This is a genomic window from Longimycelium tulufanense (genome assembly GCF_014645795.1).
GTDB lineage: Bacteria > Actinomycetota > Actinomycetes > Mycobacteriales > Pseudonocardiaceae > Longimycelium > Longimycelium tulufanense.
Genome location: NZ_BMMK01000054.1, coordinates 1 through 25,643 on the forward strand (window position 1 = coordinate 1; position 25,643 = coordinate 25,643).

The 25,643-nt window shown below is 70.9% G+C and carries 28 protein-coding genes and 1 pseudogene; 15 read left to right on the forward strand and 14 right to left on the reverse strand.

Annotated features, from left to right (window positions below):
- Positions 1-167: 167 nt before the first annotated feature.
- Positions 168-740: a DUF4158 domain-containing protein gene (locus tag IEY55_RS29475; protein WP_189061854.1), complete on the reverse strand. Its 573-nt coding sequence runs from the start codon at positions 738-740 to the stop codon at positions 168-170.
- Positions 741-969: 229 nt separating this feature from the next.
- Between IEY55_RS29475 and IEY55_RS29480 the strand changes: the two genes are divergently transcribed.
- Entirely contained in the window at positions 970-1,638 is a 669-nt protein-coding gene (locus IEY55_RS29480) for a hypothetical protein (protein ID WP_229686880.1), read from the forward strand.
- Between the two features lie 394 nt (positions 1,639-2,032).
- Here the strand turns inward: IEY55_RS29480 and IEY55_RS29485 are convergent, their stop codons facing one another.
- Entirely contained in the window at positions 2,033-2,512 is a 480-nt protein-coding gene (locus tag IEY55_RS29485) for a hypothetical protein (protein WP_189061855.1), read from the reverse strand.
- A 179-nt stretch (positions 2,513-2,691) separates the two neighbouring features.
- Between IEY55_RS29485 and IEY55_RS29490 the strand changes: the two genes are divergently transcribed.
- Positions 2,692-3,213: a hypothetical protein gene (locus IEY55_RS29490; RefSeq protein ID WP_189061856.1), complete on the forward strand. Its 522-nt coding sequence runs from the start codon at positions 2,692-2,694 to the stop codon at positions 3,211-3,213.
- A gap of 363 nt (positions 3,214-3,576) precedes the next feature.
- Positions 3,577-3,714 carry a hypothetical protein gene (locus tag IEY55_RS29495; protein WP_189061857.1) on the forward strand — a complete coding sequence of 46 codons (138 nt, stop codon included), beginning with the start codon at positions 3,577-3,579 and terminating at the stop codon, positions 3,712-3,714.
- A gap of 331 nt (positions 3,715-4,045) precedes the next feature.
- Here the strand turns inward: IEY55_RS29495 and IEY55_RS29500 are convergent, their stop codons facing one another.
- Positions 4,046-4,288 (reverse strand): hypothetical protein, encoded by a 243-nt coding sequence (locus IEY55_RS29500; RefSeq protein WP_189061858.1) that lies wholly within the window; start codon positions 4,286-4,288, stop codon positions 4,046-4,048.
- A 483-nt stretch (positions 4,289-4,771) separates the two neighbouring features.
- Here IEY55_RS29500 and IEY55_RS32705 point away from each other — a divergent pair, with 483 nt between their 5' ends.
- Positions 4,772-6,031 carry a coiled-coil domain-containing protein gene (locus tag IEY55_RS32705; protein WP_189061859.1) on the forward strand — a complete coding sequence of 420 codons (1,260 nt, stop codon included), beginning with the start codon at positions 4,772-4,774 and terminating at the stop codon, positions 6,029-6,031.
- Between the two features lie 100 nt (positions 6,032-6,131).
- Entirely contained in the window at positions 6,132-7,508 is a 1,377-nt protein-coding gene (locus tag IEY55_RS29510) for a DUF2637 domain-containing protein (RefSeq protein ID WP_229686882.1), read from the forward strand.
- A gap of 251 nt (positions 7,509-7,759) precedes the next feature.
- Here IEY55_RS29510 and IEY55_RS29515 read toward each other — a convergent pair whose 3' ends face one another.
- Positions 7,760-8,197, reverse strand: coding sequence for a hypothetical protein (locus IEY55_RS29515; RefSeq protein ID WP_189061861.1), 438 nt, complete (start codon positions 8,195-8,197; stop codon positions 7,760-7,762).
- 268 nt (positions 8,198-8,465) lie between these two features.
- Here IEY55_RS29515 and IEY55_RS29520 point away from each other — a divergent pair, with 268 nt between their 5' ends.
- The 3 genes from IEY55_RS29520 to IEY55_RS29530 are packed head-to-tail and all read left to right on the forward strand — an operon-like array spanning position 8,466 to position 12,008.
- Positions 8,466-8,873 carry a plasmid mobilization protein gene (locus IEY55_RS29520; protein ID WP_189061862.1) on the forward strand — a complete coding sequence of 136 codons (408 nt, stop codon included), beginning with the start codon at positions 8,466-8,468 and terminating at the stop codon, positions 8,871-8,873.
- Positions 8,870-10,381 carry a relaxase/mobilization nuclease domain-containing protein gene (locus tag IEY55_RS29525; protein ID WP_189061863.1) on the forward strand — a complete coding sequence of 504 codons (1,512 nt, stop codon included), beginning with the start codon at positions 8,870-8,872 and terminating at the stop codon, positions 10,379-10,381. The genes IEY55_RS29520 and IEY55_RS29525 overlap by 4 nt, the downstream gene beginning before the upstream one ends.
- Entirely contained in the window at positions 10,356-12,008 is a 1,653-nt protein-coding gene (locus IEY55_RS29530) for a hypothetical protein (protein WP_189061864.1), read from the forward strand. Before IEY55_RS29525 ends, IEY55_RS29530 begins: the two co-directional genes overlap by 26 nt.
- 77 nt (positions 12,009-12,085) lie before the next feature.
- Here IEY55_RS29530 and IEY55_RS29535 read toward each other — a convergent pair whose 3' ends face one another.
- From IEY55_RS29535 to IEY55_RS29570, 8 genes are read right to left on the reverse strand one after another with little or no spacing between them, the layout of a single operon-like run.
- The gene (locus IEY55_RS29535; protein ID WP_229686881.1) at positions 12,086-12,589 is read right to left on the reverse strand and encodes a DUF4913 domain-containing protein; all 504 of its coding nucleotides are present in this window, start codon (positions 12,587-12,589) and stop codon (positions 12,086-12,088) included.
- Positions 12,586-14,352 carry a type IV secretory system conjugative DNA transfer family protein gene (locus IEY55_RS29540; RefSeq protein WP_189061865.1) on the reverse strand — a complete coding sequence of 589 codons (1,767 nt, stop codon included), beginning with the start codon at positions 14,350-14,352 and terminating at the stop codon, positions 12,586-12,588. The genes IEY55_RS29535 and IEY55_RS29540 overlap by 4 nt, the downstream gene beginning before the upstream one ends.
- Positions 14,349-15,797 (reverse strand): putative type IV secretion/conjugal transfer ATPase, encoded by a 1,449-nt coding sequence (locus IEY55_RS29545; RefSeq protein WP_189061866.1) that lies wholly within the window; start codon positions 15,795-15,797, stop codon positions 14,349-14,351. The genes IEY55_RS29540 and IEY55_RS29545 overlap by 4 nt, the downstream gene beginning before the upstream one ends.
- On the reverse strand, positions 15,794-17,281 hold the full coding sequence (locus IEY55_RS29550; RefSeq protein WP_189061867.1) for an SCO6880 family protein: 1,488 nt from the start codon (positions 17,279-17,281) through the stop codon (positions 15,794-15,796). The genes IEY55_RS29545 and IEY55_RS29550 overlap by 4 nt, the downstream gene beginning before the upstream one ends.
- On the reverse strand, positions 17,278-18,570 hold the full coding sequence (locus IEY55_RS29555; protein ID WP_189061868.1) for a hypothetical protein: 1,293 nt from the start codon (positions 18,568-18,570) through the stop codon (positions 17,278-17,280). Before IEY55_RS29555 ends, IEY55_RS29550 begins: the two co-directional genes overlap by 4 nt.
- A 3-nt stretch (positions 18,571-18,573) precedes the next feature.
- A complete protein-coding gene (locus tag IEY55_RS29560; RefSeq protein ID WP_189061869.1) occupies positions 18,574-19,305 on the reverse strand; it encodes a DUF8175 domain-containg protein in 732 nt (243 codons plus the stop codon).
- A 39-nt stretch (positions 19,306-19,344) separates the two neighbouring features.
- Positions 19,345-19,632, reverse strand: coding sequence for a conjugal transfer protein TrbC (locus IEY55_RS29565; protein ID WP_189061870.1), 288 nt, complete (start codon positions 19,630-19,632; stop codon positions 19,345-19,347).
- Between the two features lie 2 nt (positions 19,633-19,634).
- Positions 19,635-20,222: a DUF6668 family protein gene (locus IEY55_RS29570; RefSeq protein WP_308424798.1), complete on the reverse strand. Its 588-nt coding sequence runs from the start codon at positions 20,220-20,222 to the stop codon at positions 19,635-19,637.
- A gap of 240 nt (positions 20,223-20,462) precedes the next feature.
- Between IEY55_RS29570 and IEY55_RS29575 the strand changes: the two genes are divergently transcribed.
- The 3 genes from IEY55_RS29575 to IEY55_RS29585 are packed head-to-tail and all read left to right on the forward strand — an operon-like array spanning position 20,463 to position 22,401.
- A complete protein-coding gene (locus IEY55_RS29575) occupies positions 20,463-20,834 on the forward strand; it encodes a helix-turn-helix domain-containing protein (protein WP_189061872.1) in 372 nt (123 codons plus the stop codon).
- Entirely contained in the window at positions 20,831-21,829 is a 999-nt protein-coding gene (locus IEY55_RS29580) for a C40 family peptidase (protein ID WP_189061873.1), read from the forward strand. Before IEY55_RS29575 ends, IEY55_RS29580 begins: the two co-directional genes overlap by 4 nt.
- Positions 21,826-22,401: a hypothetical protein gene (locus IEY55_RS29585; RefSeq protein ID WP_189061874.1), complete on the forward strand. Its 576-nt coding sequence runs from the start codon at positions 21,826-21,828 to the stop codon at positions 22,399-22,401. Before IEY55_RS29580 ends, IEY55_RS29585 begins: the two co-directional genes overlap by 4 nt.
- 299 nt (positions 22,402-22,700) lie before the next feature.
- Here IEY55_RS29585 and IEY55_RS29590 read toward each other — a convergent pair whose 3' ends face one another.
- Complete coding sequence (locus IEY55_RS29590; RefSeq protein WP_189061875.1) at positions 22,701-22,910, reverse strand: DUF397 domain-containing protein; 210 nt, start codon at positions 22,908-22,910, stop codon at positions 22,701-22,703.
- A gap of 11 nt (positions 22,911-22,921) precedes the next feature.
- Complete coding sequence (locus IEY55_RS29595; RefSeq protein ID WP_189061876.1) at positions 22,922-23,761, reverse strand: helix-turn-helix domain-containing protein; 840 nt, start codon at positions 23,759-23,761, stop codon at positions 22,922-22,924.
- A gap of 388 nt (positions 23,762-24,149) precedes the next feature.
- Here IEY55_RS29595 and IEY55_RS29600 point away from each other — a divergent pair, with 388 nt between their 5' ends.
- The 4 genes and pseudogenes from IEY55_RS29600 to IEY55_RS29615 form a co-directional block, all read left to right on the forward strand.
- Positions 24,150-24,287 (forward strand): hypothetical protein, encoded by a 138-nt coding sequence (locus IEY55_RS29600; RefSeq protein WP_308424797.1) that lies wholly within the window; start codon positions 24,150-24,152, stop codon positions 24,285-24,287.
- Positions 24,288-24,483: 196 nt separating this feature from the next.
- On the forward strand, positions 24,484-25,029 hold the full coding sequence (locus IEY55_RS29605) for a hypothetical protein (protein ID WP_189061878.1): 546 nt from the start codon (positions 24,484-24,486) through the stop codon (positions 25,027-25,029).
- Positions 25,030-25,147: 118 nt separating this feature from the next.
- A complete protein-coding gene (locus IEY55_RS29610; RefSeq protein WP_189061879.1) occupies positions 25,148-25,282 on the forward strand; it encodes a lasso RiPP family leader peptide-containing protein in 135 nt (44 codons plus the stop codon).
- A 9-nt stretch (positions 25,283-25,291) separates the two neighbouring features.
- A pseudogene (locus tag IEY55_RS29615) lies at positions 25,292-25,643 on the forward strand (hypothetical protein); the annotation flags it as partial.

Sequence of the window (25,643 nt, forward strand, 5' to 3'; positions counted from 1 at the left end):
TTTCTGACCTTGGCCGCCGCCCTCACCTGCTACAAGAGACTCACCAAGTGAGACACGCTCTAAGTGAGGTCCCGACACCGGAAGGTGTCGGGACCTCCGGTGTTGAGGTGTCGGCCCGGTTCTCGGGGGCGATCCCGCATAGCCCGTTATTGACCTGGCCTAGCCCATCAGAACATGAGCACGCTAGACCACTGGCACATATTAGGGGTCCCCGTAGTACTCGCCGAAAATCGGGCGGATATGGCTGACCAGCGGTGATCCTCCTCGCCACGGTGCAGCGCCGAGCGCACGATGCGATCGATCCGGCCCGAGGTGGGCGGCTCGATCCGCTCTTCCCGGCAGCGGGCGATCAACTCCTCGCGAACACGCTCAGCGCGCCGTTCGGACTGGGTGACGTTCTCGATCAGCCACTCGGTCAGCTTCTCCGCGTCGGCGACACTGCACTCGCGAAAACCCAGCGCCTGCCGAATCTGACTGCGGTGAAACTCGACAGTGCGGCCTGACCAGGCATACGAGTCCAGCTCGGAGGCCGGGACCTCCACCTGCCGTGCCACGTACTCAATCGCAGCCGCAGGGAGATCAGCCTGGCTACGGGGAAAGCGGCCCCGCTCCGTGTAGAACCGAAGCATCAGCGCGAACCCGAGCCTGGTAGCACCGCGTTTCCCGGCCACCAGCTCCAGCTCGTCGCCCACCAGCGTCCAGCGATCGATCAGCTCGTCCTGATCCAGCTCCTGCGCCATGCGCGGACGCTACTGCCGGACCAACCCCGACTGATCAGGCCGGATACCGATCGTTTGCGGCTCGTGACACGTTCCTTACCGGCACCCCTACCAGGGAAAATTGTTGACCATTAATGGTCAAAAACGCTAGATTAGGGGCACGACAGCGAGGCCGGACCCGGTGATTCCAGCACCGCCCCGGCCGATGACCTGAAACCCGACTCACGAGGAAGATCACGAGGTGCGAGAGATGGCGCGCAAACCCTCCATGACGGTTAGCGAGCAGCTCGTCGCCGCGCTCACCGCGGCGTGGCACGCGATCCAGGCCCAGCATCCCGAGGTGCCCGACGTGGTGCTGACGGTCGGGTCGGGCACGCTGGGCGGGCGGCCGGGGCAGGTGCGTTACGGCCACTTTGCCGCCGCTCGGTGGCAGCGTGGTGACGCGCAGATGCCGGAGCTGTTCGTCGCTGGTGAGGGGCTCAAGCGTGGTGCCGGCCCGGTGTTGGGGACGCTGATTCACGAGGCCGCGCACGGCTTGGCGTTCGTGCGTGGCATCAAGGACACGTCACGGCAGGGCAAGTACCACAACAAGCGGTTCAAGGCGCTCGCCGAGGAACTTGGCGTGGTGATCGGGCACGATCCGGTCATCGGGTACAGCCCCACCACGCTGCCGCCGTCGACGGCCGCGGAGTACCGCCAGGTGCTCACCCAGCTTGAGGCCGCGCTCACCGAGCTGTACCGGCACGCCGAGCAGCCCGGCGCGACGAAGCCCAAGAGCTCCAACTACGTCAAGGCGATGTGCGAGTGTCCCCGGGTGATCCGGGTCGGTAAGACCGTGCTCGCCGAGGCCCCGATCACCTGCGGAGCCTGCGGACGTGACTTCGTGGCCGAGGAGGCCGGCGACGAGGACCAGGACTAGGCGGAGCACTCCGCCGCCGGGCGGCTCCGGCCGCCCGGCTTGTCGCCGCGGCCGGAGCCGGCGAGCCATCACCGTCCAGCGCCGCCGGGCATCCCGTTGGCGCACCACGGGTTTCCGCCGGTGCGCCGGCAGGTGTGGGCGGCCTGGACGCGAAGTGGCCGGGGTCGGTGATTCCAGCACCGCCCCGGCCGAGGTCCCCGCGACCCGACTCACGACAGCAAGACCACGAGGTATATCGCCATATCTACCACGTCGTCATGGCGTCGGGTTCCGTGGCCGGCGCCGACGGGGCCATCGCGTGCACGGTAGGCAGCAGAGGGGATCGATCGGACAGCGTAATTCCGTCACCTGACGAAACCTTAGCGGGTCCAGAGCTTGGCCAGCATCGGATGATCTATGCCGGCGGGAGCGGCTGTCCGGCGTCAACGAGCGCGGCCGCGGGGATGTGGTCGAGGGGATCACTCGGCCCTCGACCACCAGCCAGCATGGCCGCCAGGCGGGCGGCCACCGTGGCGACGTCGGTGTACCGGTGATCCAGCGGCACACCGAGGTAGGCCGTGGCGGTGCCGTCGGTGCCGGCACACCAGGCGTGCGCGGTGCCGAACGGGTCGCCGGGCTGCGCGGCCATGCCGATGACCAGCGGCCGGCCGGTGTCGCGCGTGTGCTCGATGGCGCCGGCGAAGCAGGCGCCAAGCTGGCCGCGCCGCCCACCGGGCCACGGTGCCGGGGTGAACAGGCGGCCCTGCGCCAGGAGCAAACCTGCCCAGGTCACCGCGTCCGCGCCGAGCCGGGCCCGCCCCTGCCGGTCGGCGAACCGGAGAGAGTCGATCAGCGTCCGCTCAGCCGGGGCGAGCTCGCGGGTGTTGCGGGCCACCAACGCACCTCCGAGACGATCACGAGGGGACGGTGCGGCTGGCACGGCCCCGAAGCCGTGCCAGCCGCACCCAGGGGGCACGGGTCACGATCATCCCCTGCGGGGCCGACAGCGCTGGAGGCATCCGGGAACGGTCGCCTGATCAGTCCAGCCGCGGCACGGGGTGACATGCTGCCCGGGTGCACGTGTTCGTGGACGAGTCGGAGCGCCGGGGGTATCTGCTGGTGGCCGCCGTCGTGGCGCCGCCGGAGTTGCACGGTACGCGCACCCTGCTGCGGGGGTTGCTGTTACCGGGGGAGCGGCGGGTGCACTTCAAGTCCGAACGCGACTCGCGGCGCCGGCTCATCCTGGCTCGGCTGGTGGAGGCGGGGGTGCGGACGCGGCTGTATGCGGCCGGTGGGGCGGGGGAGCCGGTGCGGGCCGTGCTGCTGCGCCACCTGGTCACCGATGCCATTGCGTTGGGTGCGCAGCGGTTGGTCATCGATGCCCGCGACCCCGCCGGCAACGCCCGCGACCGGTCGGTGATCGCCAAGACGAAGGCCCGGGCGGCGGGACTGGTCTATGAGCATATGCCCGCGTCGGGTGAGCCGTTGACCTGGATCGCCGATGCGGTGGCCTGGTCCTACGGGGCCGGGGGTGACTGGCGCCGCCGCGTGGAGCCCTTGGTGGAGACGGTGACCGACCTGGGGGCCCTTAGATAAGCGCGGGCCCAGGAGGCGACCGTCCGGACGCGCAGCCTGGGCTCACTTCCCCGGCCTACTGGCCGGAGCCGCATTCAGCATAGCGCGGCGCCAGCCCGGCCGCGCAACAATCCCCGGTCGACGGCCCGCCCCGGGGCACCGGGGAGCAGCGGGTTATCCACACCCACCTGCGGTGATCCACAGCAGGCATACACCGGCATTCTCTGTCCAGGCGGGCCGATAGGCTTCCGCCTGCGGCGCTTCACCCGGCTGCGCCTTCCGGCCCCGAACTCGGAGGCAATCCCGTCTCCGAGTCCTGCCCTCCAGGGTGGGACCACCCCGGGGCCGCCGAGGAGCGGCCCCCGCTCCGGGAGGTGCGAGCCTATGGCGAAGCGCTCCCGCCGCAGGACGCGGCGCACAAAGGAAAAGGAGAGCCCGCGGGCCGAGGCCCACGGGCTTCTCCTCACCGTGATGGTCCTGGACCGGGCAGTAGCCCTGTTCCGGGACTGGTTGGGTCTGTAGGGGGCCCAACCACGGGCGGGGCTGTCCGTGCCGGGGCAGTCCCGCCCTCTCTTTTTGTCTCTTCCAGACTTCCCCACTTTCACACAGGGGGGAGTCGGGATTTCCGCCAGCCTAGTCGAGAAGTGCCCTCGATCACATCTGGTTGGCAACATGGTCCGAGTGGTAATGACGGTCATGCGCCGGGTGCGCCCTGACCAGGTGTAACCCGGTCAGGTTGCATGCACCCGGGCCGCAAGCCGACGGCTGGACACGGGGTGTCCAACCGTCGGCGATGATCAGCCACCGTCCCAGGAGTGGGTACCGGAAATCCCGGTAAGTCTTCCCCGTGGTGTCAGTGCTTGCTGAATCCAATTCGGGTGTGCGACCGGGTCCGAGCCACCGGGTTATCGGGGCCGGTACCAGCGGACGAGGGGGTGTGCACGAGCACGAAGAACAGGGCGAGGCAGGCCGGGCCGGCGACCCGGGTGGCGGGGGAGACGCCGGGGGCGAGCAGCAGCCCGGCCAGCACCGCCCAGCCGGCCAGCACCGGGAGCGGGCCGAGCGCGGCGAGCAGGCGTGCCGCGCCGTAGGCCACGGCGCGGCACGGATGCCAGCAGCAGCGCGGCCAGGGCGGCCGCCAGGGGCACCAGCGGCGGCCGCGGGCCGGCCCGCCGGGCGGTGACCACCACGAGGCCGACCAGGAGGGCGGCGAGCAGCAGGCCCAGGCCCCCGGCGAGCCCGGTGTCGGCCGCGTCCAGCCAGCCCACGCCGGCACACGGTAGGCCGGGCGGCGGCCGGTGCCCAGCGGCCAGCGGGGGGACCCCGCGGCGCGGCCGCCCCGGCCCCCGCCCCCGCGCGCCGGAAACCTCCGGTGTGTCGGGTTTTCCGGCCGCGGCCCGGACGGGTCGGTGTCGCCCGGTTTCTGGGCTCCGATAAGCGATCATTATCGGATCTTACCCCCATTTGTTTCGTCTACCCACATAACGATACGAAACTAAAAGAACGAAATAGATCGAAACAGAACGGAATTAAACATAACGATTGACGGAACGGAAGTCGGAACGATAGGGTGCGGCGCATGACCGCGCACGAACCACGCACGGAGCCGCCCGCCGGCGGCCCCGCCGCGCACGAGCAGGACCCGAATCGCTGCCAGTGGCCGGCGGAGCTGGGCGGGTGCGACCGGCCGCGCGCCCAGCCCGCCGGGGGCAGCGGCCGCCGGCCCGCCTACTGCGGGCAGCCCGACCCGGCCGCGCCACACGATCCGAACTGGGAGCACACCCGCACGAATGCGTTCAAGCTCAAGCGCGCACGCGCGAAGAAACAGACGGAGGAGGCGGCCGCCCGTGCGCGGGCCGCCGCGCACGCCACCCCCACCACCGCGCACGCCCCGGCCGAGGAGACGCACGGCGTGCCGCTGCCGGTGTCGCTGGCGCGCCTGGAGCTGCCCGACCAGCTCACCGCCGTCGCCCAGGCGCTCACCGCCCAGCGCGAGCAGCTCGCCACCCTCGCCGCCACGCTGGAGCGGGCCGGCGACGTCGAGGCCGCCGCCCGCGAGATCGACGCCGCCCGCCGGGACGCCGCCCGCCAGGTCGAGGCCGCCGCCGACGCCCAACGCGAGGCCGAGCGCCGCGCCCGCGACGCCGAACGCGAACTCGCCGCGCTACGGGAGCGCCTGGAGGAGGCCGAACAGGTCGCCGAGGAGGCCCTGGAGCAGGTCGAAGCCGCCGAGACCGCGGCCGCCGAGGCCCGCGCCCAGGCCGCCCGCGCCGCCGCACACGCCGAGCAGGAGATCACCGCCGCCCGCCAGGCCGCGGCCGAGCAGATCGAGCGCGCCCAGGCCGCCGCCGACGAGCGGGTGCGGGCCGCCCAGGCCGAGACCGCCGAGGAGATCACGACGGTGCGTGCGCAGGCCGCCGAGCAGACCACCGCGGCCGAGGCCCGCGCCAACGCCGCCGACACCGCCCGCGCCGCCGCCGAACAACGTGCCGCCGACGCCGTCGACGAGGCCCAACGGCTGCGCACCGACCTGGAGAGCCTCCGCCAGGAGCTCACCCACACCCGCGCCGCCGTCGACCGGGCCCGCACCGACGCCGAAGCATGGGCCGAGCGGCAACTGGCCACCGTGCGCGAAGCCCTGGCCGCCGCCCGCGACGCCGAGCGGGTACGGGCCGAGACCGCCGAGGCCGACGCCTTCCGCCGGCGCGAGGAACTCGACCGTGTGCGCACCGAACTGGAGGCCGTGCGCGCCCAGCTCGACCGCGTGCGCGCCGAACCCGCCGAGGACACCGAGACCGAACCCGCCGGCCGCACACGCAAGGGCCGCAGGCAGTCCTGACCTCCACCCACTGACCAGCCCCGACACGACGACGGCGGGCGCCCCTCCGCCAAGAGAACGCGCCCGCCGACCATCACCCCGAATACGGAGGACATCACCCATGATGCCCCAGACGCGTCGGCGCGTGGCCGCCGCCGCGCTGCTCACCGCCGTGATCACCCTGGCGGCCCTCCTCGTCGTCACCCGCTGGCCGGACACCCCGGCCCGTGCGCTCGCCGTGCGTGCCGGCACCGTGGCCGCCGCGATCCTGGCCACCGTGGCCGCCCTCGTCGCGCTCACCGCCGGCGCCCGCTGGCTCGGTGCGCGCACGCTCCCCCGCCTCGCCGCAGCCATGCGCGCCCGGCGCGCACGCCGCGCCGAGAAGAAGGCCGCCGCGGCCGAGCGTGCGCGCACGCCGAGCGCCGGTCACGCACCGCCGCCGCCCACGCCGGGACGGCCACGCATGGCCCAGCGCACGGCCCGCATCCTCGTCGGCGTCACCGCGGCCGCCGTGCTCACCGTCGCCGGCGTGGCCGTCGCGCTCAACTTCGCCCACGCCATGGACGTCGCCGCCTACAACGGCGAAGGCGGATGGCGCGCCTGGCTCTACCCACTCCCGGGCGACGGACTGCTCATCGCCGCGTCCCTGGTCGCCCTGATCCGCCGATTGCTCCTGCTCAGTGTCGGGTGGCGTGCCCGCGCCGCGTTCGTACTGGGCATCCTGGCCAGCGCCGGCACCAACGTGCTCGCCGCCATCCACGCCGACCTCAGCGGCTGGCAGCTCGCCGAGCGCATCGTGTGGATCGCGTGGCCCACCATCGCGCTGTTGGCCGCGCACGAAATGCTGATGGAGATGCTCGGCCACTACGCACGCACGGCCGACATCTTCGGCGTGGCCGAACCGGACCCCGCCCTCATCGAAGCCGAGCGTGCGCGCCAGGACGCCGAGGACCGCGCACGGCAGGCCCTCGACGCCGCCGAGCAGATCGTCGCCGACGCACACACGAAGGCTGCCCAGGAGATCGAGCGCGCACGCGCCGACGCCGCCGCGCACACCGAGCAGATGCTCGCGCAAGCCGAGACCGAGCATGCACGAATCCAGGAGGACGCCGAGCGACTGCGCGCCGACCTTGCGCATGCACAACAGGCCCACCAGGCCGACGCCGCCGAGCGTGCACGAGTGGAGGACGCCTTGCGCGCCCAGCTCGCCGACGCGCAACGCTCGGCGGCCGACGCCGCCGAGGAGGCCGAGAAGGTGCGCCTCGAGCTGGACCAGCTCGACCAGGTCGACAGCGACCGGACCACGGAGGACTGGCGCGAGCTCCGCGACGTCGTGCACGCGTGGATCAGGCAGTGCGCACAGGCCGGGCGCACCGTCACCGCCGCCGACATCATGCGCGTTTACCACACGTCCCTGCGCTGGGCACAAGCCCGACTCGCCGACACCCAGCCCAACAACGGCCACCGCACCAACAACCGACAACTCAGCTTCGCCTGACCCCGCGAGGCCCCGGAATGGTCGATGGGGAGAACCGCCACGAGCCATCGGGCCGTTGCGGTTTCGCTCCCGTTGCTCTCCGGAGGACTGTCGGACGTCGCGGGGCGCCGAGCGCCCCGCGACGTCCGGTGTTCCCCTCCAGAGGTGAGTCGCGAAGCTTGCTCCGGCGCGATGGGGTGGGCGGCATGAGGATCGGCCCGGTGGTAGTTGCCACCGGGCCGATCCTCATGCCGGGCCGCTATCGGTTCGCATCAGGACGCGGCCGGCTCGGCCACAGCGGGGCCGGACTGCGCTGTCTGGTCGCGCCCTGCTGGCGCCGAGTCGTCTGACGGCGCCGTAGGTTCCTGGCCGGTCTTGGTGCGGGTGGTGCGGCGCTTCCGGCCCAGGCCGATGCGGTCCAGCTCTGTAAGCGTCCACCCGCCATCCAAGGCCCGTTGCCGCGCGTGCCGGATCTCTTCACGCACTGCCTTGAGCGCGGCGTTGGCCGCAGCCACCATCGCTTCAGCCTTGTTCCTCGCCGAGTCCGGCATCACGCCCGCGGCGCGCTTGGCTGCCTGCACTGCGGAGAGCGCCGGTTCCTCGGCCTCCATGACGGCCGCCAGGTGGTCGATTAGCTTGAGTCGCTGATCGAGAAGGAGCGCGGCGCGGTCGCGGTAGCGAGCGGTGGTCTTGCGTGGGTTGGTTGCCATGTCGCGGAGCGTACAAGCACTGATCAACCGGGTGGCCGTAGCGTTTCCGCTGGGACGGCCACAGTCTGGGGGACGATGATGGTGGACCCGTCTTGCGATCTACCCGCGTTGGGCTGGTCATCTGTGGTGAAGGTGAGAGACTAGAGCCGGCCCGGCTGCGCCGAGCAAGATATGCCTTTAGGTCCTCTAAAGGCAGAAAGTGCTGGCTTTATGTGCCAGCAGTCGGCCATACTGGGCCGAACGCTCCGCTGAGGAAAGGGAGTTGCGCGTGTCTGCCGAGCCGACCGCAGGGAAGCGCCGGGGCCGGGTGCCGGGCGGCCGGGAGAACGTGGTGAAGGTTCGGTTGTCCGATGAGGAGCTTGTGCAGGTTCGTGCCCGTGCGGTGGCCGCCCGGATGACCGTTCCGGCCTACCTTGCCGAGGCCGGGCTTCAGGACTTACGGCCCCGGCAGGGTGCGGCGCTGACGCTGCCGCAGCGTCGGGCGCTCGCCGCAGAGTTGGCCGGTATTCGCCGCCTGCTCAGTTACTTGGGCAACAACATCAACCAGATCGCGACTGTTGCCAACGCCACCGGCGCCGTTCCCCCGGAGGTGACCGGAGCTGGTGAGGCGGTGGCGCGCACGGTCGCCCGGCTCACCGATTTCATTGCCGATGTCGACCCGTTGGGGCGCTCGTGATCACGGTGGTGGGCCGCGGGAACCGGATGCGGGGGCTGCTGGAGTACCTGTTCGGTCCCGGCCGGTTCGAGGAGCACCGCAACCAGCGGATCGTGGCCGCGTGGGATCAGACGCTGCTTGGTTCCCGCATGACCGACAAGCATGAGCGCGGGCTGCTGGCCGACGAGATGGACGCCCCGCGCCGACTGTTCGGCACCGACGTGGCCAAGGGGTACGTGTATCACGTGCCGATCGCCCTGCACGTGGATGACGGGCGGCTCACCGACACCCAGTGGCGCGAGATCGCCGAGGAGGCGATCCGCCGACTTGGGTTCGACGAGGGACCCGGCCGTGCCGGTTGCCGCTGGATCGCGGTACATCACGGCCCCGCCGCCGACGGCCGCGACCACATCCACCTTGCGGTGAGTCTGGTCCGCGAGGACGGCAGTGTCGCCAGCCGTAGCAACGACTTTCTGACTCTGTCGCAGTTCCGCGCCGACATGGAACGGCGCTACAACCTCACCCGGCGCACCCGCAGCCGGGGTGCCGGAATGCCCGGACTACGGTCGGGCGAGTTGCGCCGCGCTGCACGTGACGGCCAGCCCGAGCCGGATCGCATCCGGCTAGCTCGCGTGGTACGCGCCGCTGCGGCCGCAGCCCGGGACGAATCCGACTTCCTGCGTCGGGCCCGAAAGGCCGGCGTAATCCTGCGTCCCCGGTGGGCCAAGGGAAGCCGTACGCAGGTGGTCGGGTACTCGGCTGCGTTGCGCCCGAGTGCCCCCGGTGGGCGGCTCATTTGGTATGGCGGTCGCCGTTTGGCGCCCGATCTCGGATTGCCCGAGTTGCGGCGCCGCTGGCTGGAGCCAGACGCCGAGCAGCGGCTCGACCTGGTGCGGGAGTGGCGGCCGCCGGGGTGGCGCCGGTTGCCGACGTCGGCCAGCCAGCAGGCCGCACGCCTGCGTGCCGAGGCATGGAAGCAGGCCGGCCAGGTGGTCGACCAGGTGCGCCAGCAGCTCGCCCGACTCGACCCGGCCGACCACGTCGCGTGGACTGTTGCGGCCCGCGCCGCCGCCGGCAACCTCGCCGCCCTGGCGGCACGAGTGGAGCCGGACCGGCGGGCGGAATTGTCCCGCGCCGCCGACGCCCTATCGCGCGTCGCCCAACTGGAGCGCGGCTCGCGCCGGCCACCCCGAATGCCCACAACCAGCCCCCTCGCCGGGGTTGCCCGGGTGGCGATGGATGCTGCCCTGGCCAGCCGCGGCGGAGCGATGGCAGTGACCGCCCTCGTGATGCAGTTGGGTCGGCTCGTGCAGCAGATCCAACGCGCCCACGAGGCCACGCGCCGGGAGATCGAGGCCCGCCAGGCCGCGACCGCGGCGCAGGAGATGCTGGCCTACGTCCGCCGCGCCCCCGCACCGCACCATATGCCGCAGGAACGGCACAGTGAACGGGACCAAGGCGCCGCACCGCGCACCGTGACCGCACTACGGGAGAGAGGACGAGATGACCGAACCGAGCGGGGACGCTGAGCGGCGCGTCGCCGAGACTCTCTACGCCGCGTTGTCGGTGGCCATGTCGGTGGCGTTGCAGGCCCAGCGCCTTCGGGAGATCCGGGCACGCGAGGCGCTCCGGCGGTCGGAGGCCGAGCAACGTCACGCCGCCCGTCAACTGGCCGCTGAGCGGGAGTTAGCGGCCACCTTGTGGCGCCGCGCCGGTGATCTTGACTGGGTTGCGCGCAACCCACAGCAGGTGGCCGAAGCGTGGGCATCGGCGCGGGTGTGGTCGAGTGTCGACCGCCGGGCCGCTGAAGCGTTGCGTTGGTTCGAGGAGGAACTTCGGCGCCGCGGCGTGAACCCGCATGTGGTCGCCTACACCCAGCAGACCGAGGACTACGCCGCCTTAGCCATGTTGCTGCGCCACGCCGTCGAGCCCCAGGTGGATGCCGAGCGGGCCGCGCGTACCGCCGCGCAGCAGGCCGCGACGGAACCACGGGTGCTGACCGACCGGCAGTGGCAGCAGTGGGCCGCCGAGCTGCACCGGCAGGCCAACGTGCGTATGCCCCGGGAGGGCAAGGCCAGCGCGGTGGAGATGGTCACCGCCGGGAGACCAGGGGCCGAACGGTACGCCGTCATCGGCTACCACCCCGAGATCGGACGCTGGGGTATGCAGTTCTTCCGGCACCAGGAGGCGCAAGCGTTTTTCGCGGAGACTGCCAACAGCAGCGCTGAGGAGCTGCGGATCTGGACGGTACTTACCGGGCCGGCCGCCGCCGAACGGGAGCAGGCCGCCGCGCAGCGCGCCCAGCAGCAGGCGAGGGAGCAGACACCCCAGCAGGAGCCGCAGCAGCAACCGCGGATGACGCCGGAGGAGCGCGACGTCGTCCGCCAGGAGGCCGCCGCTACCGTGCTGCGCTCAGCGTGGGCGGCACATCCGGACATGGCCGAGGCCGTCATCGCGTGTGAGGCGTTCGGCGCGTTCGCGTGGAACCTTGAGAAGGTGGCCGAGCAGGGCTACGACCCCCACGAGCTGCTGAGCAGGATTCCGTTGCAGGGTGAGCGCGGCACGCTGCCGATCGTGGAGGCCGACCGGCCCGCCGCGTTCGCCACCTCGCTGGTGAAGAACCGGGTGGAGCATCTTCCCGAGCCGCACCACGCTGGGGAGGCACCACGCCTTGAGGACTACGCCCGGCGGGTCGCGCAGCAGGCGGCCGCCACTCAGCAGGCCGCACCAGGCGAGCCGGTCACGCCTCCCGCACCACAGTCGGCGCCGGCACCCGAGCCCGGTCCCGCTGATCCGGACCTGGAATCGCTGTTTGCTCATGAACCGGCCGACGACGAGCAGGCCCCGCCCCCGCCCGAGGAAGCCGTCGCCTCGCAGGCCGCCCCGGCGCCGGCGGCCGAAGCCCGCTTGCCGCAGTCGGCTCGCGGGCCGGCGTCGTCGGCCTCGGCAGCGGGCAAACCGGCCACGCCGGACTACCGCTGCGGTGCCTACGAGAAGGGCGCCGCCCCCGCGCAGTTGGCCGGGCAGGGCTTCCCCGTGTCTATTCACGACGCCTTGCAGCTCGCGCAGCAGCAAAAGAAGCAGCAGCAGGCGAAGGCCGCGCCCGCAGCGCGCCGAGCCGCTCGCCGGGGCCGCGGTGAGGAACGGCAGCGCTGACCTCGACCCCATAGCAGGCGGGCGTCACCACGGGATTGGTGACGCCCGCCTGCTATGTCTGGGATTGTCGAGCTGGCTCAGGCCGCCGGCTCGCCTTGGCCCTTGTCGTCGCTCCGGCCGCCGTCGTGCGGTTCCTGGTTGCCCCACCAGTCGGCCGGGGCCGGGGTGACGCGCAGCTCCCGATGCTCACCCCGATGCCCCTCGACCGTGCACCGCGACAGTGGAGACCGGTCCGCGTCGGTGAGGAACCCGAGGTGAATGTCGAGGTGGTCGCGAAACCACACGGACATGCCCGTCGTGCCGTCGCGGCGTAGTGCTTCCCAGGCCCGCCATAGCGCTTCCAGCCGCGCCACGGCTTCCGGGTGGCGCCACCACTCCGGACACCAACAGACACGGTTTGAACTGGGCCATCGGATCAGTGGAGCAAGGTAGTGGGTTACCCACGCTTCCACCGTCGGGTACTTCGGCGCTGGCGGTTTCTCGTCGGTCCCGCTGGCGCCCTCGTCGCCTCCGCTCGGTTCGGACTCGTCCGGGTCGGCGTGAAAGGCCGCGTCCCACTCGTCATGGGGTGGTGTGGTCATGAGCTGGGTTTCGCCAGGATCGGTGCCTGCTGCTGGGCGCGGGCACCGGGATCGTAGGTGGCTAGGCTGGTGCGGATCGCCTCAGCGTGGGGGCCGTCCATCCACGGGATGGTCCGGACGAGGCAGGCCGGCGCACCGGAGGCGATGACGAGCGCCCGACCGGCCGGCATCGCGGCGAGCAGATCCACGGTCAGGATGCGCTCGGTGCGCGAGTTGGCCGATCGAGATCGACGGCCGCCGCTGTCGTAGGTGGTGGAGTACACCTGCCGGTCGTGGTCACCGGCCAGCTCCGACAACTCGCGCAGGAACGCGGTTTCGGCGACACCGCCGCCGTAGGTGCGGACGTTGGCCGCGCTCCACAGCTTGCGCATCCCGCCCTCGCCCCAGACCTCCACGCCTTGTGACCAGCTTTGGAGGATGGTGGAGACCACCACGCCGCGCGACCCGAAGTGACTGTAGAGATTGGGCAGCTCGCGCCACCGACAGATGTTCGCTGCCTCATCGAGTTGCACCACCATCGGTGGGTCCAGCCGTCCCAGCGGCATCGTGGCCGCGTGGGTGACGGCCGCCGTGCAGACGTGGTCGGCCAGCGCGGAGACGAGCGGTGCCGCCGCGCCGGGGCCCTCCATCGACAGCAGGTACAGCGTGTCGGTGGAGGTCACGAAGTCGTCGGGGCGGAACTCCGGCCGGGGCCGCCCGGGTGGGGTGACCCACTCCAACACCTGACGGCTGCGCAGGCAGCGCAGCAGTGCTTTGGCGGTGTCGTAGACGCCGCTGCGCTGTTTGTCCGGCGCTTCCTGGACAGATTGGACGTCGCCGGCGACCAGCCGCTCGCCGTGGTCGGCCAGCGTTTCGCGGGGGGTGATGTCGCGGGCGTTGACCAGCCACTCGTACACATCGGCGAGGGTGAATCGGCCGAGGGCGGCCGCCAGGAAGTAGGCCGCGAGCAAGGATTCGGCCGAGCCGTCAAAGTAGCTGTCGGTGCGGGCGTTGGGGTCGCGGGTGCCGGCGACGAAGTGGCCGGCGAGAATCTGCGCGCTTTCGATGTCGATCACGCGGGACAGCGGGTTGTACCACCAGGTCGGCGACTCGCCGGCCACCTGTTGGGGATCGAACACCCACGTTGTGCCTGCGCGTTCCCGCACGCCGCGGGTGGCGTCGACCACGTCCCGTTTGTTCGACGTCGTCAGCACCGGTCCCGGGGCATCGACGATGTCGGGAATGACCTGGCTGGTGGTCTTGCCCCGGCGCGGGCCCCAGATGTGGGCTTCGGTGTCCTCCCATGAGGAGCGCACCGGCATGTTTCCGACCACCGTGCGGCCGCGCAGCCGGCCATGCTGGGCGGGATCGTGTGGGTCGATGGTGGACCGGGGACGCAGCCGGGCGGCCGAGGCCGCGACCCCGGCCGGTGACAGCGGGCCCAGTTCCCGGGGGTGGGCGAGCAGCCGGGCGGCCCTGTCGATCCGACGTTGCGTCGGCCCGCCGCGTCGGCGCAGCCGACGCCACAGCAGGAGCGCTAGGCCGCCGGCGAGACCGGCGACGAGGACCAGAACGAGCGTGGCCGGCCACCCCGACCACGCGCGTGATCCGGCGACGAGCCCGAGGACGTAGGCGAACGGGTTGGTCTCGACCGGGTGCCCGGCGACGAGGTCGCCGAGGCTGCCGGCGCCCCACACCAGGAACACGAGGACCAGGAGCAGCCCGGCGACGACGGCCAGGCCCCAGGTTTCCAGCCAGGACGGGCGCTGTGGGTCGCGCCTCATGCTTGCCCCCTGCCGGCCATCTGCCACCGCCGGTTGGTGTCGTTGAGCGCCAACTCTTCCGGGGTGAGCTGCACTTTCAACGGAATGCCCGGCTTGCCGCCCACCTTGATCAGGGCCTTGCCCAACCCGGGGGGCGCGGCTTGTTGGCCGTAGACGGAATCCCAGGGCGCCGGTGCCGACCACGAGGTGACCAGTCGCGCCTCTTCCTCATGGAAGTCGACCATGTCGCGCAGCAACGCCAGTTCGGAGGTGGGCAGGCCGGCGGTCACCGTCACTGCGCATCGCTCGGCCAGGCCGCGTGCCTTCTGCCGGTCCTCTTCCGTCGGGAGCGCACGCAGGTCGTTGAGCGTGTGCGTGCACATCGCGCTGCCGTAGCCGTCGTTGCGGTTGAGCCGGGTGACCGCGTCGACCCGGTCCACCAGGCCGGCGCCGGAGCGCAGCACACGCCACAGTTCGTCCATGACCAGGAAGTAGTTGCGGCGCGGTGCGAGGCCGGCGTCGGTGAGTGCTTGGGCGCCGGCGACCGCACCGAATCCGGCGGACCAGGTGGTGAGTAGCGCGGCGGCCTGGAGTTGCTCGTCGGACTCGCCGATGCGGGAGACATCCACGCACACCGCCGGCGCTTCCAGGTCGATGTGCGTGGTGGTGGGCCGGGCGAAGGTTTCGCCGAGCGGGCCGTCGAGCAGCGCCAGCAGGGAGCGGTGCAGCGGGTCGACGGCTTCCCGGTACCGGGCGTCGTCGCCCCGGTCGAGGGTGACTGCCCGTACCTCGGGCGGTCCGTCGTCGAGCAGCTTGACCAGGTCCGGTAGCACCGGTGTGCCCTCGTGGCGGGAGGCCAGCGCCCGCAGCGCCGTGGACAGGATGACCGTTTCGTGGTCGGACACCCGGTGGCCGCGGATGATCGTGATGAGCGCGGCCACCATGTTGAGTCGCCGGCCCTGGATCTCAGCGCCCAATTGCTCGGCCGCCGCCCCGGACATCTGGGCGGCGGCCTGTCCCAGGGCGCCGGTGTCCAGCGGGTTGATCGACCCCATCCCGCGGCCGAGCCGGACGACCTGACCCCCGAGCGCCGCAACGAGATCCGCGTAGTCGGGTTTGAGGTCGCCCAGGACGAGCGGGCGGACGCCGTAGCCGGTCAGGCCGAGCACCAGGCGCCGCAGCAGGGTGGACTTGCCCAGGCCGGGCAGTCCCAGGACGAACATGCCCGGGTTGGAGATCAGCCCGGCGCGGAAGAAGCTGATCGGGTCGAAACACACGCTTGCGCCGGTGATCAGGTGCCGGCCTAGGGGTACCCCGATCATCGGTGAGCCGGAGCCGGCCGAGAACGGCCACAGCCCGCACACCTGGACCGTGGTGCCCCGGTATTCGGTGGGTACCGGGATGTAGTTGTCGCGGCCGCCACCGGGGCCGGGGATGCCCCGAGCGGTCGGGGGTCGGCGGATCACAGCGCCTCCCGGAGGGCGGCGGGCACCACGACGTGCTCGGGGAGCACGATCCCGGTGGGCAGCGTGGCGGCGAAGGCCGCGCCTACGCCGACGGTGACCGGGCGTAGCTCCAGCCGGGCGGTGCCGGCCAGGCCGTCGACGATGGTGTCGGCGTCGGCCAGTTCGTCGGCCGAGCCGACGGTCACGGCCGCCAGCAACGCGAACCGGGTCAGGCCGGCGCCTTGGGCTTCCTCGTGTGCGGCTTGCTCGGCCGCCCGGATGACGGCCATCGACCGCGCCTTGTTTCGGTTGCTGCCCGAGCTGAGGAAGTGGGCGGTGCGGACGTCCCGGTCGACGATGCGCGCGGCTTCACCGGGCGAGTGCGGTCGGTAGAGCAGGGTGACCCGCTTGCGCGGGATCGCCGGGTGCGGCGCCAACAGGTGTTGCAGCACGCCGGCCAGCACCGTGCCCCGAGGGGCTTGGGCCATGCTCCACACCCGGGAGACACCGGAGTCGTGCCGGTAGGAGTCCCAGGCCGCCAGCGCCCCGGTGGGGCCGGCGTTGTCCCAGGTGATCCCGGTCGGTTGGCCCACCGCGCGCTGTTGTTCGACCTTGGTAGCCACAGCCGGGTCGTAGGCCACCCGCACCGTCTCGGCGATCTCGGCGGCCGTCATTGGCCGCACCGCGCCGGCGCCGGTTCCCCGCAGCCCGTCGGCCAACCCGGGCAGGCGGGTGGCCACGTGGTTGATCATCGCCTCGCGGCCGCGGCGACTGCGGGCCCCGGCGGCGTGGTAGGTGACGGTCACCCAGGCCGTGGTGGTTGCCGACCCGCTCGGGTAGGTCTCCACGATGGTGTCGAGCACCTGACGCGCCAGCTCGGGGGCATCGGTCTGTTTCTGGGAGTGCACCGCGGTGGCCAGTCGGGTGCCCGGGTCGGGTGCCGTCTCGACCGTCACACTGGCGGCCACGAACCCCGGTTCGTGGGCCAGCGAGGCCAACCAGCCGCCGTAGGAGGCAACCCACTGGTCGATCTGCTCTTGGTCGACCAGGCTCGCGCCTTCGGGATCGAGCCGCAGCACCGCGGTGTAGTGCCCGGTCTGCGGGATGATCACGATGCCGGCCGGGCGGTCGAACCCGTCGCGGGTTTCGATCAGCTCGCTTTTGGCGAGCAGGCCGGGCAACTTGTGGGTGCCGGTGGGGGCGGCCACCACGCCGGAGACGTAGACGTGTTCGCGGTGGGCGCGCTGCCGGCTAAAGGCCACACGGGCGAGCGCGAGCTCACCGAGGCTGCGTCCGCCGAACTTCAGGGCGATGGGGGCTAGGGCGAGCACGCCCAGGAGACCGATCACCAGGCCGAGCCATGGCGAGAACAGCATCGCGATCACGATGAACACCGGGGTCGCGATCACGATGACGGAACCGGCGGTGCCCAATCCCCAGATACCGGGCGAACTGGGGCGCGTCCAGTTGCCGTAGGTGCGATGCGTGGGCGCGGTCGTGCTCATCTGCGGCCCCCCTCACGTGCTCCCGTTGGCCCGGATGGGCCGTTGCCGTTGTCCTTGCCACCGGCGGCGTTGTCGGCTGCGGACCGGGCTGCGCCGGTGGCGTGCTGGATGACCTGCGCCCCGGCCGCGACGCCGGCGCCGACCGGTCCCCCGGCCGCGCCTGCCCCGGCTTTCGCCCCCGCGCCTGCCCCGGCCCCGGCGGAACCAGGAGCACCGCCGGCACCTGCGGCGCCCGGCTGGCCGGGCCGCGGCGTTCCCCCGGTCGGGCCGGAGCCTCCGCCCGGGGTGGGGCGTTGGCCGGGTGTGGCCTGCCCACCGCTCGGACCAGCGCCGTTGACGCGGCTCCCACTGCCGGCGCCGGCCGCCGCGCTGCCCGCGCGCATTTGCATTGCCCCGGTGGCCACCGCGCCGACGGCACCCACCCCGGCGCCGCCCCCGGCGGCGCCCGCCGCGACCGCCGCCGTGACCGGCACGGTGAGCCGCAGCAACGCCGGCAGCGCGAGCACCGACAGCGACAACAGGAATAGGCCGGACAGGATCTCGGTGGTGCCGTTGCCTTTGACTAGCGCGAAGGCGGCCGCGTAGATGATCGCTGCTGCGGGTTTGTACGCGGCGAAGGCCAGCAACCACCCTAGGGTTTTGCTGAACCACGCCTTGCCGCCCTGACTGACGGCTGCGGCCGCCGACAGCGGCAGCATCCCGGCCAGCAGGACCAACATGCCGATGCGCATGATCATGAGGAACATCTGGCCGAGGGCGGACAGGATTCCCAACACTGCCATGATCAGCACTAGGCCGGTACCCAAGGGGCCGGACAGGCCCGCCAGGTTGAACAGGGTGGCCAGGCGTCCGCCGAGATCCCCGTCGGCGGCCCGGTTGATGATCCACTCGCTGAATTGATCACCGGCGACGCCGAGCAGCATCACGCCGGGAATCCCCGCCCCGGAATACCATAGGTAGGTCCACACGCCTTTGGCGGCTTCCACGCCGTGCTCGTGACGTGCGGTGATCGCCATCTTGCCGCCGCAGATCACCAACGACAGCACCAGCACGAACGCGGCCAACCAACTGGTGGAGGAGCGTAAGAACGCCACCGGCCCGTCGGGCGATTCCAAGTTGGGCACCGTGACGTTCGTCCAGAAGGTCAACAAGGTGGCCGCGAGCTTGGCGAAACTCGACGCGAACGCTTGGGCAGCCGCGTCGATCATGTTCATGGCCACCGCCTTGGTGGCATCCCCGGCCGCCGAGCAGACCGAGCTGATGACCGGAACGTCGCAGACGTCAGGCACGGACTACACCCCTCCCCACTCGGTGAACCCGGCGAGGCTGTTAAGGGACTGGGCGGTGGGGCTGTCGGCGCCGTCCGGCTGGAGCACCAAACGCCAATCCCCGTCCTGCCAGGTCACCGTCAACGTGGTGAGCTGCAACGTGCCCTTGGTGGCAAAGCGGGTCACGATCTGAATCGTCGCGGTGTCCGGGGAGTAGTGGACGAACTTGTAGCCGGCGATCTGGCCGAGCATTCCGGGTGTGACGGTGTCGTTGGTGACCTGCTCACGCAGCTTGACGTACGCGTCACGACCGGGTCCGTCGGCGACCTGTTCGGCGACGACGCGCCGCCAGTCCGGAGCGATGAGTTTGCGTACCGGAATGTGGGCGGCCGCCATCAGCGCCCCGGTAGGCGTGTGGGCGTAGACGGTCGCGGCGGAGTCAGTGATCTCGTGTGGGCCGGCGGACGCCGACACCGGCAGCGCGACGGAACGGTAGAGCTGCCAGGAGACATCCTGCGGTGGCGTGGCCGGAATGGTCGTTGGCCCCGGGCCCGCCGGCCGGGTCGGCGCCGAGACCGCCGGCCCGGCCGTGCCCGCCGGTGGTTGAGGCTGGGCCTGGCCGTTGTTGGTGGTGCTGGTTTCGACCAGCACCACCACCAACAACACCAGCAGCAAGCCCACAACGCCCGCCGAAAGTAGGAATCCGGAGCGCGTCCACGGGTTGCGCTCGTCACCCTCGGCCGTCGGGTCACTCATTGTCGCGTTATCCCCCTCATGGTTGTGGCCGGGTGTGGGTCAGCCAAGGAGAGCGCCCACAATGCCGGTGGCCGAGCCGATGATGAACACACCGAACAGGGCAATCCCGAGCTTTTTGCCTTGGTCTTCGAGTTCGCCGTGTCGGTGCGCGTTGACCATCTTTGCGCCGATGAACAAGAAGCCGACGACGCACAAGAAGGTGACACCCCACATCACCCAGCGACCGACCTTGAGCAGCCGTTCGGCCCCGGGCGGCGCCTCACCCCCACCGAAGTCCGGCACCTCCGCCAGAAACGACGTAGCCGTGTGGAGCAAGTCGTGCATCACGATCAATGTCCTTTCGCTGTGACCCACGGGGGCGACTGCAACTCTTGGCCCAGCCGGCGAATCGCGGCCGGTGCCGTGGCCGGCTCGGGGGGCGCCAGCCGCCAGGCCGGCACCCACGGGACCGTCCACATTCGGGGCACCAAGCCGCTGATCCGTTTGAGCTGATCGGCTAACGACCGAGGCAGCCGACCCGGCGCATCAGCCATCACCACCAGGCCCAAGATCGTCACCAGGGGCGTGCCACCGGAGCCCCACTGCCGCAGGGCCGCACTGGCCGCCGCACATCCCGAGGCATTGGAGCGGCAGACCAGGATCACCCCTCCCGGGCCGCCAAGCTGCGGATTCGGCCACGCCCGTTGGGCATCCATGCCCCCGGGCACCAGGTGCGCGAGCGTGCTCACCCCGGCCCCGCCGTGGCAGCCCAACCACCACCACCGCGGTGGTGCACCGCCTGGCGGAATCTGGGGCGGCCGGGTGCGTACCGGTAGCCGCATCCCCGGTGGTGGCGGCGGCACCGAACCCGGCGCCGGCTGCAACGCGGGCCCTCGAACGGACGCCGCGATCTCCGCCGCCGAGTGGCGGAACGCCATCGTGCTCACGCTGGGTCCTCCCCTCGCTACTCCCCGGCCGGGCAGACTAATCGACGCATGAACCGAGATCAAACGGGTTAAAACCGGCTAGACACCCGTAGATCAGACTGTTTCGCTTTGCTTCGGGTTGTGGCAGCCTCACCCGTGCTGGTGGGCGGCTTACACCCCCCGAGTAGGGCCCGCAGCGCGTGGAAAACTCCCCCGTCGCAAGATCACCCCCATGCCAGAAGGAGCGCCGCCGTGGAGTTCCACCACCCGCACGACGACCCGGGCGAGCTGACCGTCCGCGATCTGGCTGAGCAGCTCGGGATACCGGTTACGACTGTGCTGGACCTCATCCGCAGTGGCGTGGAGAGGAAATCCCGCAAGACGAAGACCGACCGCCTGCCCAGCGACCCGGACGTCCTCACCGTCCGCCAGACGGCCGACAAAATCGGCCTCACGGAGGACACCGTCGTCCGGTTGCTGAAAGACGGCGTACTGCCCGGCCGCAAACTCGGCCACCAGTGGCGTTGTTACTGGCCGGCCATCATCGAGAGTCTGTCTGATCGAGAGCCGCCAGCCCACGACGGACCGATGGCGATACGGAGCAAGGAGGAACACACCGAGTGACACCACGCAGCGCGATCACCGTGGGGATCGCTGGGGGCGCGGCGTTTGTGCTGGCAATCGTCCTCGGCGTCGTCGTGCTGGGCGGCAGCGAGCCAGTGCAGGCCAGCCTGCCCAGTCTCAACGTCGACGGCGTTCCCGAGCCTTTCCGCAGATGGATTATCCAGGCCGGCCAGGAATGCCCCGAGATCGGCGCCGCCGTCCTGGCCGCACAAATCGAGGTTGAATCGAACTGGTCTCCGCAGGCCACCAGCCACGCCGGCGCCGTCGGGCTAGCGCAGTTCATGCCCGGCACCTGGGCGCGCTGGGGCGTCGACGCCGACGGGGATGGCACCAAAGACCCCCGCAACCCGGCCGACGCGATCCTCGCCCAGGCCCGCTACATGTGCTATCTGAGCCACGAGGTACGTCGCTACCTCGCCCAAGGCCGGTTACACGGTGACCCCCTCGATCTGGCGCTGGCCGCCTACAACGCCGGTCTGGGCAACGTGTTGGCCGCCGGCGGTGTCCCGGTCAACGGCGAAACCGAGCGCTACGCCCCGAAGATCCGCCGCGCCCTGCCCCGCTATGCCCTGCTCACCGGCGGTGCCGGCACCACCAGCGCGTTCGGCCAAGGCATGGTTGAGGCCGCGCTCGCCCAACACGGCAAGCCCTACATCTGGGGCGGCGGCAACTACTTCGGCCCCACCGGCGGCGGCTTCGACTGCTCCGGTCTGGTGCAGTACGCCGCCTACCAGGCCAGCGACGGCAAGCTCCGCATCATCCGGCCCGCCGACGCCCAGGCCCGACAGGGCCAGCACGTCGACCCCCAGCACCTCCAGCCCGGCGACGTGATCGCGTTCCGCTACCACGGCGCGGCCGAGTACCACCACATCGGCATCTACATCGGCCACGGACAGATGGTGCACGCCCCCGACGTCGGCGACGTCGTCAAGACCAGCGACATCACCACCTCCTACTGGAAGAGCATGGAGTGGGAAGTGCGGAGGTATGCATGACCAGCAGTCGACCCCACCTGGCCCTCATCGCCGTCACCGGGACGCTGGCCCTGGCCGCCTGCACCAGCTCCACCGCCACCATCCCGGCGGCACCGGCCCCCAGCAGCACGGCCGCCACCAGCGCGACCACGCCCCAGGCCCCGCCGCCGGTTCCCCGCCCCGACCCGGCCACCGTCAACCGCACCGACCCCACCGCGGTGTCCCAGGCCGCCCTCGAACTGATGTATTTGGTGGACACCACCAGCGACACCGGATGGGCCGACGCCGCCCACCGTGCCCTGCCCCTGCTCAGCTCCCGCTACGCCCAAGGCGTTCGTGCCGGCGGCGGCCGCACCCCCGCCGGCACCTGGCAGGAATGGACCCAGCATCGCGCCTACACCACCGTCGAACTCAAGCCCTCCGCCGAAACCCACCCCATCGACACCACCACCCAGGCACACCGACCCTGGCTGCTCACCATCACCCCCACCGGCCGCGACGGCTGGCGCGGCGAACCCGAACAACGCGCCGCGTTCGTCACCCTCACCCACGCCGACAACGGTTGGGCCGTCGACCACATCACCACGCAGTAGAACCACCAATCGAAGAACAAGCCCGTCAACACCCACCGGCACCACCTGTCCCCGGGGGCAACCCTGTGGGCAGTCCCGGCCGGCCACGGCCGCGACTGCCCACAGGGGCGGCAGCCGCGGCCCCCGGCCACCCACCCACGTCACCACCCACGGCCGCGTATCGACGAATTGACCAATAAAGGTCAAAAGCACTCCTCGGCCGCCTGCCCAAGTGCTCGACGAGGACCAGGACTCCAGACCCACCCACAAAAACGGCCGCCTACCAGGACATCGGTAGACGGCCGTTGCTTCGTTGCTGGTCAGGGACGGTTGACGCGGCCGGCCTTAACGAACTCGAGGAAGGTGGACCAGGCCGGACGGGTGACAGCGAGCGCGGGGTCGTGCGGGTGCTTGGAGTCCCGGATGCCGACCACGTGCTCGCCACAGCCCGCCACTTCTACGCAGGAGCCGTTTTGGTGGCTCCGGCTGCTCTTCTTCCATGTGGTGCGGGGCTGGACTGGCGTGGACACGGTTGGGCTCCTCACGTGATCAGGTCCGCGATGAAGTCGCGTGAGTCGTCAGGTGGCAGGGCCACCTCTTCGAGACTGCGTGCGGACTGCTTGTAAGTGTCCACCCGTCCAGGTGACGCTGCGTAGAGCGCCCCATCCTGAACCTCCACGTAGACGACCGATCGTGCCTGGGCGAAGTCCAGGACTACGAATTGCCCGGTCATGGCGTCATGCGGCCCGGCCTCCGGGCGGACCACTTGCAGCGTGACGTTGGCTTGCTGGGCAAGGCCGAGGAGATGCTCGTACTGCGCCTGTCGTATCTCCGGCGTGCCGACGCCGAGCCGTAGTGCTTGCTCGGTGACCACGGCGTGCAACCGGAGCGGAACGTCATCCTGGGTGAGGCGGCGAGCGCGAGCCATACGGAATTCAATGACCCGTGCCTCGTGATCAGCACGAACCCGGCCCGCCCGCCGGTTGGCTTCCCGGGCGTATTCCTCGGTCTGCAACAACCCGGGCAGGATCAGCGGCTCGAACACGAATTCGGCGGCCGCGAGGCCCTCAAGCCCGACGAAGGTGCGGAACCAGTCGGGTACCACGTCGGACCAGGGCGCCCACCAGGACGAGGAGTCCGCCCGGCTGGCCAGGGACGTGATCCGATCGATGTCATGCGCCGCCGCGCCGCAGGCCCGCAGGATCGTGGCGATGTCGTCGGGGTACTGGCGACTCCGGCCGGTTTCGAGGTGACCGAGCTTCGGCTTGCCGAGCCCTGTTCGTGTTGCCAGCTCAGCCAGGGAGAGTCCGGCCCGCTCGCGGAAGCCCGCCAGCTCGACACCGATGAGCCACTGTAGGGCCGATGGGGCGTGGTCGGGCACCGGCGGACCTCCTGTCTGTCGTGCTGGTCGGCTTGTGGCACTTGCCAGACAGGGACGTTAGCTGTGATTGCCCGCAGCGCGACCGTGTACTCCACTCGTTTGGCTGTAACGTCTACGGAGACGTTACAGGTACTGTGATCCGCAGCACGGTTGATCACGACCGTCGCTATCGGAGGCCGCAAATGATCACAGGTCCTGCCGGTCAGTGACCTGATTGCCTCCGACGTGTGCGTTCTGGTGGGGCCGGACCGGATCCCCCGACCCGCTCCGGCCCCACCAGATCCAGCCACCCCTCTTGGGGCACGGAGAATCGGGGATCGAGATGCAGCAGGAGTTTGCACGATCAGTGCTGTGCCGGGACGCGGCCGGTCGCCGGCGTGAAGCGCGCGTGACCATCACCGATCACCAGCGGGTGGCCGTGATCGTGCCCGCCGGGGAGGCCATGGTGCTCGATCCCCTTGCGGTGGGCCGGATGCGCGCGGCGTTGCGGGATGCGGTGATCGCGGCCGCGGCCCGCAACGCCTAATCCCAAAGCCGCCGGGACCAGCGCGGCCCGGCGACGGGCGGCAGCGCGTCGAGCCTGTTCCCCGGCAGGTTCCGCGCTGCCGCCCCCTCGTCTGCCCTCGGCGCATCATCTTGGGAGCACGTCAATGCAGGCCCGTCTCTACGTCCACCTTCGGCCAGGATTGGCCGACGACCCTGCGTATCGGCACCGTGCCGGGTTGGTCGGAGATGCTGCGCGCAGCGTCCACCTGGTCGAGGTCGACACCACCCAGCCCGCTCCCGAATGGCTGGTTCCACTGTGTGCCCGGCACCCGGACTGGCCTGCCATCCGGCTGCGCCGCCACGACGTCGAGTGGCTGGACACACTCACCGGAATGCCCTGCGAAGGGTGCCTGTCCCTGGCTGCCGAGCAGAAGCCGGCCAGCCTGCCCGAGCGCCCGCCACGACCAGTCCCGGTGTCGCCGGAGCGGGTCGAGGCCCTCAGTGCGCGGGGGTTCTACGTCGCCCCACATCTGAACTCGCTTGGTCAGTTTGCCGGGTGGGTGTACGCGCGCTACCAGGACCGGGGCACGTACTACGCCGCGACCACGGTCGAGATCGACACCACTGGCCAGGGACGGGCCGGCCACTGGGATGTCCGCTACGACCCCCGGGCACCGTTGACGCACCCGGACCTGATCGACAGTCGGGTCGGCCCTGCGGATGCGGTGATCGACTGGGCCCTCGGCCCGATGCCCCCCGCGTGGCCACCCTCGCCGCAATGACTGAGCCGCCGATCGGTCGGCGCCGTTCAGCGGCAGCGGGACCGCCAACAGGGCCGATGACTCCCCGGAGAGCGTCCCGGCCAATGAGGGTCGGGAGAACAGGAAGGAGACGCAGCAGATGTCCGAGAACCCCGAGCACGCAGGCTACGAGCCGCCGGTGCTGACCGAGGTAGGTCGGTTCGACGCGGTGACCAAGGGCCAGTACAGCAAGTCGAACTCCGACGACACCGACGCCGGCGGGTACTGGGAGTGACCCAGCCTGATGCCTGACCTGTCCAGGCGAGGCGGGCGCGGTGGTCTCCACTGGTGGTGCGCACTGCCAGATGCCGAGGCCGCCGCGCCCGCGGTGCATCGGTTGCAGGGTGCCGGGGAGGTGTTGGCCTGGCACGGCTCCGGTCGGGTGTGGCTGATCGGCCACCAGCCCATCGGCACGGTCCGCACCGCGGAGGCCGGGCCGGTGCGGGTGGCGGTGATCGGTGAGTGTCTCGTCGACGTCGAGCGGCTCGTCACGGCCGCGCGAGCCGGGTTCGCCGCGGTCGTGGCGTTGCCTGGCAGCTTCCACGCCCTCACCACGGGCCCGGCCGGCGTGGTGGCGGCCGGTGACGTGGCCGGGT